Origin of the sequence: Candidatus Pelagibacter sp. HIMB1321 (assembly GCF_900177485.1) — a bacterium.
Taxonomy (GTDB): domain Bacteria; phylum Pseudomonadota; class Alphaproteobacteria; order Pelagibacterales; family Pelagibacteraceae; genus Pelagibacter.
Window position 1 is genome coordinate 695,166 of sequence record NZ_LT840186.1, and the last position, 13,715, is coordinate 708,880.

The following is a 13,715-nucleotide window of genomic DNA, read 5'->3' on the forward strand; positions in this document are numbered from 1 at the left end:
AACTCAGATTATATTCTATTCATGAGTTATCCAGAAAAAACAGAAAACGATGTTCTTATAATCACAGCTAACGGCGAAATTGATTTAGAAAATTCTGGTGGTTTAAGAGAACAAATTGCAAGTGCCCTAGATGCTAATACCGCTGTTTCAATAATCATGAGTGATGTAGCTTATATTGATAGTTCAGGTGTTGCCGCATTAATTGAAAGTAAACAAAGAGCTGGTGAAGGTGGAAAAGAATTTAAAATCATAAAACCAAGTGAAGCAGTTTTATCAGTGATTAAGTTAGCAAAACTTGATAGTTTTTTTGATATCGAAAATTAATCTATAAATATTTAAGGCTTAAAACACTCTGCTATTTGAGTGTTAATATCATAAATGCAGCTAACTAACTTAGGCTCAAATTTTTTATCTTCAGTATCTTCTCTTAAAAGATTATATAAAATTTTATTTTGATCAATTATGTTTACTGATTGTATTTGATAACCCATTTCCAAATAATCATTAATCGTTTTATTAGTACCTAAATTATCTGCACAAACATTTAAGGAATAGAAAAAAAATAAAAATATTAATAAATACTTTTTCACGTAAAAAAATTAATATCTAATCATAATCTGCATCGGTATCAATAGCATCGGCTCCTGTATGCCATGGACCATGGTCAGTTAAATTCCAACCACAATCCGCTTGTCCATCTGCAGCACTATCTTTAAAATACTTTCCACCAATTCCTTTGTGAGAGTAATCTCCAGTATCCCTATGAATGATTACTCTAAATCTAGCTTTATCCATTGGGCATCCTCCCCCTGAACCATATCCACCTGTGGATTTATAACAAAACATTTGGATCATTCCTCTTTTGTGATTACCCCAAGCTTCATTATCAATTGTAATACTAGTCTTATCAGGTTTCCATGGATTTTTAAATGTGGAGTTGTCTGTACCGCCATCTAAGAAATAATTTTTCATTGAAATTAAAAATTGTTTACAGGTAGTGTCAGAATTAATCATATCCCCAGTTAACATATTACTGTCATCATATTCAGGAGTTGCACTACCAAGATCGTTTTGAACAATAATAGTTTCTGTTTCCATATATTTTGTAATTGTTGTGTAATTTTGCTCTAAAACTTTTAATCTTGTTGAGTCTACATAAGTTTGATAACCAACTGTACCAACTCCTGCTAATACTCCAATAATTGCAACTACCACTAAAAGTTCGACTAGGGAGAAACCTTTTTGAAAATTTTTCATAAACAGTTAAATTTATTTTTATTAATTATTTTTTGAATAACAACAATAAAAACTGCAGATATTTATCAAATATGAATTGATTAGATAATTTTAATCTTAATAGTTTGCATCAGTGGATATAGCTATAGCACCTCTTGTATAACCTGATGAACCACATAATGCTGTTCCGGCGGATGTAGTCATGTAAGGTTGGCCTAAAGTTGATCTATCAGCATCCGGAGGGTTAGTATAACCTCTGTTATACCATTTAGAATAAACAGTAGAGCCCGCTTGTCTTGTTCCACCTAGCTCATTACTTGTATCGACTGCACCTGCACCAGCCTGCTCAGAACCATCCCTATAGTAAGCAATTATATGAAATAATGAATCTTGTATTTTACAATTCCAACCATTTAAAAATCCTTGAGATCTTTGACAAGTAATTTGAACTTGTCCTTGCTTATGACCAGCTTGACCTTGAGTATCCACTGTAATCATTTTCTTAGTTCTATTCCAAGGATTTTCAAAATGTTCAAAATGTTTTTTAATGGTAAAATTAAATGTTTCACAAGTGGAGTCTGCATCAATTTTACCTCCTGTTAACATATTAGACGAGTCAACTTCATCTAGTGCAGAACCTAATCTATTTTTTACAACTAAGTATTCAAAATCTATTGCCTTTACAATTGTTCTAACATTTTGTTCAAACGCTTTTACTTTGGATGCTTCAACATAAGATTGGTAACCAACTGTACCAACTCCTGCTAATACTCCAATAATTGCAACTACCACTAAAAGTTCGACTAGAGAGAAACCTTTTTGAATTACATTCATCACTATATTATATTATTATTATTTTTAAAAATTTAAAGCAATAACGGGATAATAAAATATTCATTTTTTAATTAAAATACATTGTCCTTGAAAGTTTAAAATTAATTTATACCTATTCTCAATATATTTTTGGTTCTCTAAAATAAATTTTTTTATTCCATCTGCACCAAACATACCAAAGTCGTCAAAAACTAATATACCTCCTTTGATTATTTTTTTATCCAAGTAATAAAAGCTTTTCTTTGTTGAATTGAAAGTATTTAAATCTATATGACAAAATTTGAACTTTGTCTTAGCAAACTTTTTTTCAAAATTTTTTGGAAAAATTCCTTTGCAAACTTTAACATTATCTAATTTTAGTTCTTTAATTTTTTTTTTAACAAAATTTACATCTTCAAAAACAAAGGAATTTTTAGAATAAAAATTTTCTTGATCAATATATCCATTAAATGTATCAATTAAGAAAACTTTTCCTTTTTTATTAATTTTTGAAATTAAAAAGCCTGAACCACCCATTAAACAACCAATATCCAAAATATTACTATTTGTATTTTTTAACTGGTTCATTAAATACCATAATGTATATAACCTTCTTACATCTAATAAGGTATAATTTTTAATCTTTCTATAAATCTTTATAAAATTAATATCTTTTTTCCACGGAGCATAAAAAGCATTTGAAATAATAATTTCAGACTCTTCTTTTTTTATTTTCAAAAATAATGATATTGCAAAGATTAATATTCTATTTAATAAAATAGAAAATTTTTTAAGAATTAATATTTTTACATTGCCAACGGGATGATTAATTTTTTTCATATCACTCTGTTTTTAATTTACATCTAAATATTAAATAAATACTTAATTTTGCTGTTAAAATTTAACTTTTTGAAAATTAAAAAAATTATTTTTAAAATTTTTATCTTTTTTATAAATAAATATCATCTAATAAATACTGATATATAAATAATTATGATTGATCAGCTAATAAATAATATTCAAAAAAATATTATTGGAAATGAGTTTAAGATTAAAATTTCTATAGCCACCATTTTGAGCGGTGGTCATATATTAATTGAAGACCTTCCAGGCACTGGCAAAACAACATTTGCAAAATCTTTAACTTCAGCAATGAACTTAAAATTTAAAAGAATTCAATTTACATCTGATTTATTGCCTAGTGATATTCTTGGATATACGTTTTTAAAAAATGATGAGTTTATTGTTAATAAAGGTCCAATATTTACAAACATTGTTCTTGCAGATGAATTAAATCGTGCAAGTCCAAAAACTCAGAGTGCTTTTCTCGAGTCGATGGAGGAAAAAACAGTTACAATCGATAAAGATACATTTGAACTTCCTAAACCATTTTCAGTAATTGCAACTCAAAACCCCTCTGACTTATCTGGAACTTCATTATTACCTGAATCTCAATTAGATCGATTTACTATCTCATTTTCTTTAGAAGAATTAAGCAAAGATCAAAGAATAAAATTATTAAAAAATGAAATAGATAACAATTCAATTCAATCTAATTTTTCATTTAATGAATTAGTTAAAGATATTAATCAAATAAATGTAAATGATAATGTAATTGAATATTTAGATAATATTTCTGAGTATATTAAAAACAATTTTAATAACACTCATATCTCTCCTAGATGTTTAAAACAAACTATTCATCTATCAAAATCGTTAAGTTTTCTAAACTCAAAAAAATATGTGACCTATCAAGAGATTAAAGATGTCTTGCCTTTTATACTTCGACATCGATTAAATATTGTTGAAAAAAAAGAATTTATAGAATTCATGAATAATGAAATATTAAATAAAGTACCACTACCTGATGAAAAATAGTTTTTGGAAAAAAATTATTTTAAAAAAATCCTTAAAAAATCTTAATACTATAAGTAGAAAAAATTTATATATTTTTCCAAATTTAAGAGGATTTCAAATTGCTGCTTTAATTTTTTTCTGTTTTGCAGTGGCTATTTTTTATCAAAATAATTTTGCATTATTGTTATCAATTGTTCTTTTTTTTATTTATTTCATTTCAATTTTAATCTCTTATCAAAATTTACTCAATTTAGACTTATCTATTAATAATAAACTTCATCCAGCAAATAAATTTGTAAATTTAATTTACCAAATCAATGACAAACAAAATAGAGAAAGGCTAAATGTTAATTTTGATCTGGAAAACGGAACGACTAAAAAAGATATCAATCATAAAACAACAATTAATTTAAAATATAAATTTGATAAAAGAGGTAAAGTAGATACTCCTACTTTAAATATTCATTCTTTGTTTCCTTTTGGAATTATAAAAACATTTACTAATGTATCCTTTAAAGAGCGTTTAACTATTTATCCAGAGCCCATTAGACCTTCAAATGAAATATTTGATCAACTATATCAACTTAATACTGATGAAGGCTTTGATTATGAGTTTGATAAAATAGAAGAAAACAAAGAAAATATTAATTTATCAAAAATTTCATGGAAACATTCATCTATTAAAAAAAAACTTTATGAAAAAAAATTCAAATTTTCTAATAATTTGCAACACATAACAATAGATTTACAAAAGATTACTGCTGAAAGTTTTGAAAAAAAACTTTCTTATGCCAGTTATTTAATTGAATATTTCTATCAATTAAAAAAACCATTTTTATTAAAGAACAAAGATTTTATTTCTGCAATTGCTTGTTCTTTAGATCATAGAAATAAACTTTTAACCTATCTTGCTAATGCCTAGTATAAATTTATTGAATTATAACTTTAATGCTTTAGCGATACTGCTTTGCAGTTATTTAGTTCTAATTCCTGATGTTGAAATTTCCACTAATGTTTTTTTTCTAATATTATTCTTTTTTGCAATTATTCAAAAAAGCTTTAATTATAAATATAAGAAAGTATTTAGCTCTATTTTAGCTATAGCAACAATATACATTTTATTTGTTTTAAATGACCAAACGTTATCTAAAGAATATTTTATCAATTTAATATTAGGTTTAATATTTCTTAAATATTCAGAGATAGAAAAAAAAGAAAGTCATTATTTTTTTGGATTTTCGTGTGTGTTTTTAGCAGTAAGCTCTCTAGTATATGGCCAAGATTTAATCAGCTCATTTTTATCATTTATTATAATCTTACTATCGATCATTCATTTATATTCTTTAAATCAAACCAAAATTTTAAAATTAAACTTAAATAACCTTTTCAGATATTTTATATTTGCGCTGAGCATCATTCCAATCATTGCAATTATTTATTTTGTCTTTCCAAGAGCAGAATTAAATATCAAATTATTTGAAACTAAAAAAAATCAATTAGGAATCCCTGACAAAATAAGCTTAGGTTCATTTCAAAATATTTCAGATAGTGAAGAAAATGTTTTTATTTTTAAAACTAATATTCATGATAATGATCAAAAATATTATTTTAGAGTAAAAGTATTTGACAAATTAAGTATTAGCAAAGATTGGTTAAATTCTGAGTATAAAATACTATTAGCCCAATTTAAAAATAGTTTTAAGGTTTCAAATCCTATTGAAAAACAAGATGTAGATGCATCTTTAATCATGTTCCCTCATGAAAAGAAATGGTTTCCAAAATTAGACAATTATAACTTTAAAAATTCAAATTTAAATTTAAACCTTATAAACAATACTCTCACAACTAATAAGATAGTGACCAACAAAAAATCTTACAAACTAATTTATGATAAAAGAGATGTAATATATCAAAAAAAACTTTTAGATTTTTATACACTTTTACCTAACAATATTTCCCCAAAGTTAAAACAGTGGGCAAAAACAAACTTTGAAAATGCAAATAGTCCTAAGGATTATTTAGATAAGATATTAAACGAATTTAAAACGAATAATTTTTTTTATAGCTTAACTCCAGTTAATCAAGGAAACGATTATGAAAATTTTTTCTTTAATACTAAAACTGGATATTGTGAATATTACGCTGGAACTTTTACTATACTTGCAAGGTTAGCTGGCATCCCAGCTAGAATAGTTACTGGTTATTATGGTGGATCGTATAATAATCTTGGTGATTTTTATACTTTTAAACAGCATGATGCCCATTCTTGGGTGGAAATATTTATAGATAATAATTGGGTTTTATATGATCCAACCCTTTCTGTGCCAAATGAAAATATTCTTAATTCAAACAATTCTAACTTCGAAAGTTTTGAGACATCTACGGTAACTTCGAATAATGAGCAAAAAATAGATATTAGTAGAGTTGGAATTTATTTTGAATATATCAATTATGTGTGGACTAATAGTTTTTTAAGATATGATGAAAGATCTAGAACAAATTTTATCAAAGAAAAACTCTCTAACACAGATATGTACAAATCAATTTTCTTTTTTTTATTTTCAATAATAGCCATCATTTATCTTATAAAGATATTGCTATTTATTTATGCTAGAAACTTTTTATACAAATTATTTTTTAATAAACTTAGAAAAAATAATAAGAATTTATCAAATTATATGACCCACCAAGAAATTTACAAATCGTTAAAAAATATAGATCAAAGAAGATTTGAAGATTTATTTAAACTTTATGAACAAATTAAATTTGATAAAAAATATAAAATTTCATTTAAAAATTTTTACTCAATTAATTTTCAAATAATTAAATATGCTTACTTTAAATAATAAAAATAAAGTATTATTTATTTCTTTAGCAGTTCTAATATTTGTAATTCATCAAATGATGTTTCTATCTTATTTGAATATTGGATCTTTTCATTTTGACTATCAATCAGCTTTATCAAGATTAATATTTGGTAAAATTTGGTTTTTAAAGAATGGATTAACTGTTCCTTGGTTTGGGCCTCATATCTGTTGTGGTCTTCCCTTTTTTTCAAATCCTCAATCAGAATTTTATTCCCCTATTCAATTTTTATTTCTTTTTTTAAGTCCCTTAACAACTTTCAAAGTTGTTTTTTTTGGTTATTCTTTATTGGGCTTTTTAGGATTTTTTTTAGTATCAAAAAATATTTTTAAATTAACCTATAATGCATCTTTGATTGGATCTACTATATTTTTATTTAATCATTGTTTTACATTTCATTATCTTTCTGGTCACATTGCTTGGGGATTATATTATTTAGTTCCATTTTTTTTCTACGTTTCTGCCTTATCAGTTGAGAGATTAGACAAATTAGGATCTATATTTCTAATTACTTGCTCGAGCCTAATTTTTGCAATAATTATGCATAGTGGAGGAACTAGAATATTAATTGAAATCTTATTCATTGTTTTTTTTCTTACTTTATTGCACTTAATCAATAACAAAAATTTAAAAATAATATTATATATATCTATTAGTGTTTTAATTGGCCTACTAATATCATCTTCAAAAATTTATGCCGCCTGGTCCTTCGTTGAAGGAATCCAAAGAGATGCATCAACTGCATATTTTACTAGTATCAGGCATTTTATTTCAGTTTTTTTTGATTTCTTTTTTTTCTCGCCTAGAGAATTTATTGAAGATGATGTTGTTAAAATGGATGTTGAGATAACAATTGAGGAATTATCATTTAATTTATCTATCTTACCTTTGATTATATTAATAATTTACCTAAGAAATTTTCCAAAAATTACAAATGATAATTTAAAATTATTATTTAGTTTTATTTTGTTGATCTGTATTTCCATATTAATTCTTTCAAATTTTTCAAATACTTTTATAGGTTCTGTAGTTAATCAAATACCCTTTATTAACACAGATTGGCTTTCATTTAGAAAACTTACTCCATTTATCGTGTTATTTTCAATACTTTCTGCAATGATGTTTGATAAAATTTCATTTAGAAATAGCAATCTAATTACAATTTTATTCATTTCAATTGTCATTATTCAAAATTTTTCTTTCGATAGAAATAAATTATATAAAATTTTCAAACATACGCATTTAGATCCTTTGATTAATAATAATATATCAAAAGATAATATTGATAACTTTAAAATTGAAGAAGTTATTACACTACTAGATGAAAATTCAAATTATATGGGGCCTAATACTCATGAAAGTTTTTTAAGAAATCAATCTTCTCAATTTTGCTATTTTCCTATACTTGGTTACGATTTAGAAATACTTAAGCCAATAGTTCAAAAAATAAAATTTAATCTTAACCAAAATATAAAACTAGATGCAAATGACAATCAACGTAAATCGCTATATTCAAAAAGAACAATTAATATTTATAAAGGTGATCCTTTAATTGAGATAAATGGTGAATTAAATTTTATCAATCCCTCATGCTATTTAAACCCGAAAGAAAATGATTGTGATGATAATTTTTTATTTAAAACTGATAAAAAAGATGATTTAAAAAAATTTTTAAATTATAAACCCTTTAAGTTTAAACATTTAAAATTACAGATCTTTTTTAATTTTCTAAGTGTAATTGTTTTATTTTTGACTGTAACTTATTTCTTTTATTATTTAATTTTTGAATTAAAAAAAAACCCCTCTAAAAAAAATTAGAGGGGTTTTTTAAAAATTTAAATTTATCTTAATTTATTTAAGTTGAAATTCTTTTGCTTTATATTCTCCAGTACTTCCTGCTGTACCATCTTCAGTATAGTACTCAACTAGAAAGTAGCCTGAAGTACCTGCAGCAGAAAATAATCCACCCGAAGGTATCACTGCACCATTAACTGTTATATCAGCTGCTGTGAAGTGCCTAACATTTACTTGACCCTTCTTTACTGAAGCAGCAGCTAGGTTATAAACAATTTGATTTCCACCAGCAGCATCATATGGATTTTTGAAAGCGTTTCCATATCCATCAGTAGCAAAATAACAAGTCAATCCTTTAACAAAATTTCCTAAAGTTTGACTGTAAACTGTATAAGGTGTTACTGAGGAGCATGCAGATCCTCCACTAATAGCTCCAGATACGGTTTGAATGTTATTGTTTAACAGAGTCAATTCTGTCTCAACAAACCTTTTTACTGAGTTAAAGTTAGCAACAGCTACCCTACTTTTAGCAGAGTCTGTATAACTTTGATAACCCACTATTCCAACACCCGCTAATACTCCAATAATTGCAACAACAACTAGAAGCTCAACAAGTGAGAAACCTTTTTGTAGTGTTTTTTTCATAATTATGTTTTTCCTTTAATTATAGAATTATATATATATATGAACTCCTTCTACTGATTTTGCTTATGATGTAAATGATAAAATAACCTTCTAAGATTATAGTATAATGTTTTTTTCGCCCATTTTGGGGTGTAATTAGCTTATAGAATGATGTAAATGAAAAAATCTATAAAGTAATTTTTACACAATATTTACCAATAAATTAAAAAAATTACTGATTAAAATTAAATTAAAATAAATTGTTTAAATGACTTTATGAAACTAACTGATTTTCAAAATAAAATATTTGAATATGTCATCTATTGTATCTCATTTAGTCTCTTTTTATTTTTTTTTGGGCATACTTTAGATTATGGAAGAACATATGATGATTTTGCTTTAGTAGATCGTTTCACGAAATCCCCTGGAGACGCTAAGCTTATATCAAGTTTTTTTTATGCTAAATTTCATTTTTATCCTGTGTACTTTTTAACACATGAATTAGACAATTTTTTAACTTTTTTATTAAACTTTAATGGAATTGAAATTTTAAATTCAAAAGTAGCAAAATTTACAAATATTTTCTTACATGTCACAAATAGTTTTTTAGTTTTCTTGTTAATAAAAAAAATTTTCAAAGTCGATCTTAACTTAAAAAGTAATGTATTAATATTTTTAAGTTCCTTAATTTTTTTATTTCATCCAATTACATCACAAATTATTTTCAATATTACTACACGGAATGAAAGCTTAGCTTTATTTTTTGGACTTTTGACTTTTATTTATTGTCTCAAAAACATGTATGACAAAAAATTTATAAACTATTTATTTATAGGACTGTTATTTTTTTTATCTTTGTGTTCTAAGTTGATGACTATCTTTCTAGCAGGATTGATACCGTTAACAATTTTTTTACTTAATTATCACCAGATGCATATAAAAGAGAATTTTAAAAAAAATTTTGATATTTTTATTTTATTGTGTGTAACTTTTTTTGTCTACTATTACTTAAGAATAGTTTTCACTGAAAAAAATAATCTTAGTTTTTATGGAAATTTTGATGATTTATTATTTTATTTTTTAACCTCATTAAAATTTTATTTAATTGGGTTATTTTTTCCCTATGAGCATATATACGTTTATGCAACAAACTATGATTTAGGTTTATCAATAACTGTACTTATACTTTTTTTAATCTTCATAATAATAGCATTTTATTTTTTTTTAAAAAAAAAAGATCCTATTTTATTAATTATTATTTTTTGGATTATCTCAAGTTTAACCTTACCTGTTATGTTTGGGATGATTGAAAAAGGTTTTCCTTTAATCTCAAATTTAGCTGAAAGATACCAATACTCATCAGTTGTATCAATATCATTATTATTTGCCTGGATGTTCAATAAATTTTTTAATCATCTTTATAAAAAAACCTTAATATTAAGTTTTTATGGGTTAATCTTACTATCTTCTGTATTTGTTCTTAGTGATAGAAGTAAAGTTTATATCAATAATATTGTTTTCATGAGTCAAACTGATGAAAAAAGTCCTCGTAACGTGCATAGATATTCATTCACTGTTAGTTTAAAAAATGCAATTGTAAATGACAATTGGGAGGAATATAGATTTAATCTTTATCAATTTTATCAATTAAATACTTCGTTTGATGAAGCTATATTAGAATTTCTAAGATACTATATTTATGAAAAAAACGAAAAAGGCATCGAATTTTTTGAAAAAGAATTTGAAAAAAATTTCAAAGATATTCCCCCTGCAAAATTTAAATTAGCTAAATTTTATATAGTGTTTGAGAAATATGATAAAGCTGAAGATCAAATAAAAAAAATTTTTGAAAATTACGAAAAAATAAGATCTCAATTAGATACACCTTCAAGAAAAGTAAGATTTTTAGATCCTCCTATAGATGATTTGTACTTTGAACTTGGGAAAATAAGTTTTTATCAAGAAGATTATGAGAAAGCTTTAGATTACTTTAAAACAACAAATGTAATAAATCCCCTACATGCTACAGCTCTATATAACGCAGCAATTACTCTAAAAAAACTTGGATTAAATGAAGAAGCTACTTTGCTTTTTAGGGACGCTATAAAGATAAATCCTTTTTTAAGGGAAACAACTTCCAACTTAATTGCAGAAACAAATTAAATGGGACATCAAATAAGTATAGTTATACCCGCACTTAATGAGGAAAAAAACATCCAACCTTTAACGTTTAGAATAATTAAAGTTTTAAAAAAAATTAAATTTGAAATTATTTTCGTTGATGACAATTCGACTGATCAAAGTAAAAAAATATTATTATCTTTATCTAAAAAATATAAATTTTTTAACCCAGTTTTAAGAAAAAAAAATAGAGACCTAACCCAGTCTTGCTTTGATGGAATAAAAAGATCAAAATATCAAAATATTTTAATTTTAGATGCAGATTTACAGCACGATCCAAAATATATTCCACAAATGTTTAAGGAATTCTACAAAGGAAAAGATGTTGTTATTGGAGCAAGAAAATTAACATCTGGGAAAAACAAAGGTTTATCTGAAACAAGAAGATTTGCATCTGTATTTCTAATTTTTTTGTTTAAAATTTTTAATATTCAATCAAAAGATCCAATGAGCGGTTTTTTTTTATTTAAAAAAGATATTTATTTAAAAAATAAGAACAGATTTTTTGGAAAAGGATTTAAAATTTTAGCTGATTTATTAATTAACTCAAAAGCAAAATTAAAGACCAAAGATGTCTTTATAGATTTTAACAGACGCTATGAAAGTGAAAGTAAAATGAATTTCAAAATTTTATTAATATTAATTCAATTTTATATAGTTAGTTTAATGAAGAAACTATTAACCTAATAACTTTTTTGCAATCTCATCAATCATAGTCTCGTTATTTTTCAACCAGTCTCTAGATTTTTTTGAAATCGAATTTTTTACATATTTTTTTGCATCAACTAAATTTGAAAATCTTTTAATTGGTTTTTTAAACTCTTTATTAAGGTCAGTTGAGCCAATTTTATCGAAGATACTTTTTATTTCATATTCAGACAGTTGTTCTCTCAATAAATTAAATTGTTTATCCATTTCTTTTTGAATTTTGGGAAAAAATTCTTTTTTTATCTCTTCTGAAATTAGTTCAGGATCTATAGATTTTTGCTCAGATGCTGGAGCAGAGGTTTTAGTTTCCATGTTTTTTTGTAAAATTGAATGGCTATGTTGCAGTTCTGATGAATGATACATCTGTAACATTCTCATATTTTGCAAATCCATGATTTTGGACATTTGATCAAATTTATCCTGAAGTTTTTCAGACTCACTTTTATTTTTTTGTTTTTCTTCAATTTTATTAATTAAATCAGGTTCTATATTTTGAACTTTTTGATTTAATTCCTCAATTTTTTGAGTTGCTTCATTTCTGTACGCTGAAATGTTATCTAGAGTTTCGTCAATTTTATTGTTTAAATTATTCAATGAATTCTCAATTTTCAAATTATAGTCTTTTAGATCACTAATTTTATCCTCAAACCGTTTTTCTAAATTTAAATTTTCACTTAATTTTTGTGGGTCATTTAACTGATTGATATTCTCATCTATTTTTGAAGAGATTGTATTAATATTATTTTGAATGTTATCAAATTGGTTATTTAATTGACCAATTTGATCTTCTAAATTTGCAAAGTTTTTATTAGCTTCATCTTCATATTTCTCGAACTCTTTATGATAACTATCATTGATATTATTTAGTTTGTTCTCAATACTTTCTTCAGATCGAATAAGTGCATCGGTTAATTTAACATCTAACTCATTATTAAATTTCTCTGAGAAAAGATTTTTTTGATTAAGTAATTCATCTAACTTTTCAGTTAACTCAGAACTATTTAAATCAAGATCATTTATTTTAGCATTCAGCATCTCCAATTGTTCATTGGAAAATATTTGAGATTTTTTAATTTCTTCTTGTTCTTGACTGCTAGCAATTACTTGTTGTTGTTCAGCTTCTTGTTTGCCCACAACAACAGTTTCTGCAACCTCTTCGGTTAAATTAATGATTTCATCAACTTCATCAATTAAATCTATGATTTTTTGATCATCTTTTTCAGAAACCTCTTCTTTTAATTCAATTATATTTTCATCAGAATTGCCAAAATTAAATAGCTCTTTATTGGCCTCTTCTATTTCGCTTAAATTATTTTCAATGACTTCGTTATTTAAAAAAATTATTTTCTCATTTTTAGAGTTTTGATGCTTTGGTTTTGATTGAACAGTTGTAGTTGTTGTCTCGTTAGTAGAGCTGACTGCAACAGTTTTATCAGTTCCAGTGGATGACATTCTTGTTTCAACACCATCTTTTAAATCAATCACTTGTTCATTAAATATTTCTTTTAGCTTTTGAACGTAAAGTTGTCTTGATAGTTGAAGCTTTTTATCCTTCAATAATTCAAGTTTAATCTCATCAAGGGTTTTTTTGATGTAATTTGGGCTTTTTTTCATGTAATAATTTTTAAGTACGAATC

The 13,715-nt window shown here is 25.0% G+C and carries 13 protein-coding genes; 7 read left to right on the plus strand and 6 right to left on the minus strand.

What is annotated here, in order from left to right:
* The first annotated feature begins 21 nt into the window (after window positions 1-21).
* Window positions 22-324 carry an STAS domain-containing protein gene (locus B9N70_RS03885; RefSeq protein WP_085114495.1) on the plus strand — a complete coding sequence of 101 codons (303 nt, stop codon included), beginning with the start codon at window positions 22-24 and terminating at the stop codon, window positions 322-324.
* A gap of 11 nt (window positions 325-335) precedes the next feature.
* Here B9N70_RS03885 and B9N70_RS03890 read toward each other — a convergent pair whose 3' ends face one another.
* The 4 genes from B9N70_RS03890 to B9N70_RS03905 all read right to left on the minus strand — a co-directional run bounded on the left by B9N70_RS03890 (window position 336) and on the right by B9N70_RS03905 (window position 2,889).
* Complete coding sequence (locus tag B9N70_RS03890; protein WP_085114496.1) at window positions 336-590, minus strand: hypothetical protein; 255 nt, start codon at window positions 588-590, stop codon at window positions 336-338.
* Window positions 591-606: 16 nt separating this feature from the next.
* Window positions 607-1,257: a prepilin-type N-terminal cleavage/methylation domain-containing protein gene (locus B9N70_RS03895; protein WP_085114497.1), complete on the minus strand. Its 651-nt coding sequence runs from the start codon at window positions 1,255-1,257 to the stop codon at window positions 607-609.
* A 96-nt stretch (window positions 1,258-1,353) separates the two neighbouring features.
* Window positions 1,354-2,070: a type II secretion system protein gene (locus tag B9N70_RS07140; RefSeq protein ID WP_283227014.1), complete on the minus strand. Its 717-nt coding sequence runs from the start codon at window positions 2,068-2,070 to the stop codon at window positions 1,354-1,356.
* Window positions 2,071-2,130: 60 nt separating this feature from the next.
* Window positions 2,131-2,889, minus strand: coding sequence for a TylF/MycF/NovP-related O-methyltransferase (locus B9N70_RS03905; protein ID WP_085114498.1), 759 nt, complete (start codon window positions 2,887-2,889; stop codon window positions 2,131-2,133).
* Between the two features lie 153 nt (window positions 2,890-3,042).
* Between B9N70_RS03905 and B9N70_RS03910 the strand changes: the two genes are divergently transcribed.
* From B9N70_RS03910 to B9N70_RS03925, 4 genes are read left to right on the plus strand one after another with little or no spacing between them, the layout of a single operon-like run.
* The gene (locus B9N70_RS03910) at window positions 3,043-3,927 is read left to right on the plus strand and encodes an AAA family ATPase (protein WP_085114499.1); all 885 of its coding nucleotides are present in this window, start codon (window positions 3,043-3,045) and stop codon (window positions 3,925-3,927) included.
* On the plus strand, window positions 3,917-4,828 hold the full coding sequence (locus B9N70_RS03915; protein ID WP_085114500.1) for a hypothetical protein: 912 nt from the start codon (window positions 3,917-3,919) through the stop codon (window positions 4,826-4,828). The genes B9N70_RS03910 and B9N70_RS03915 overlap by 11 nt, the downstream gene beginning before the upstream one ends.
* Window positions 4,821-6,752 carry a transglutaminase family protein gene (locus B9N70_RS03920; protein ID WP_085114501.1) on the plus strand — a complete coding sequence of 644 codons (1,932 nt, stop codon included), beginning with the start codon at window positions 4,821-4,823 and terminating at the stop codon, window positions 6,750-6,752. Before B9N70_RS03915 ends, B9N70_RS03920 begins: the two co-directional genes overlap by 8 nt.
* Entirely contained in the window at window positions 6,736-8,589 is a 1,854-nt protein-coding gene (locus B9N70_RS03925) for a hypothetical protein (protein WP_085114502.1), read from the plus strand. The genes B9N70_RS03920 and B9N70_RS03925 overlap by 17 nt, the downstream gene beginning before the upstream one ends.
* A 33-nt stretch (window positions 8,590-8,622) precedes the next feature.
* On the opposite strand, the gene B9N70_RS03930 is transcribed toward B9N70_RS03925, so the two are convergent.
* The gene (locus B9N70_RS03930) at window positions 8,623-9,210 is read right to left on the minus strand and encodes a pilin (protein ID WP_085114503.1); all 588 of its coding nucleotides are present in this window, start codon (window positions 9,208-9,210) and stop codon (window positions 8,623-8,625) included.
* Window positions 9,211-9,465: 255 nt separating this feature from the next.
* Between B9N70_RS03930 and B9N70_RS03935 the strand changes: the two genes are divergently transcribed.
* Window positions 9,466-11,352 (plus strand): tetratricopeptide repeat protein, encoded by a 1,887-nt coding sequence (locus B9N70_RS03935; RefSeq protein WP_085114504.1) that lies wholly within the window; start codon window positions 9,466-9,468, stop codon window positions 11,350-11,352.
* Complete coding sequence (locus B9N70_RS03940; protein ID WP_085114505.1) at window positions 11,353-12,057, plus strand: glycosyltransferase; 705 nt, start codon at window positions 11,353-11,355, stop codon at window positions 12,055-12,057. It begins immediately after the preceding gene.
* Here B9N70_RS03940 and B9N70_RS03945 read toward each other — a convergent pair.
* Window positions 12,049-13,692, minus strand: a complete 1,644-nt coding sequence (locus tag B9N70_RS03945; protein WP_085114506.1) for a hypothetical protein — start codon at window positions 13,690-13,692, stop codon at window positions 12,049-12,051. The two genes, B9N70_RS03940 and B9N70_RS03945, sit on opposite strands and share 9 nt — an antisense overlap.
* Window positions 13,693-13,715: the final 23 nt, after the last annotated feature.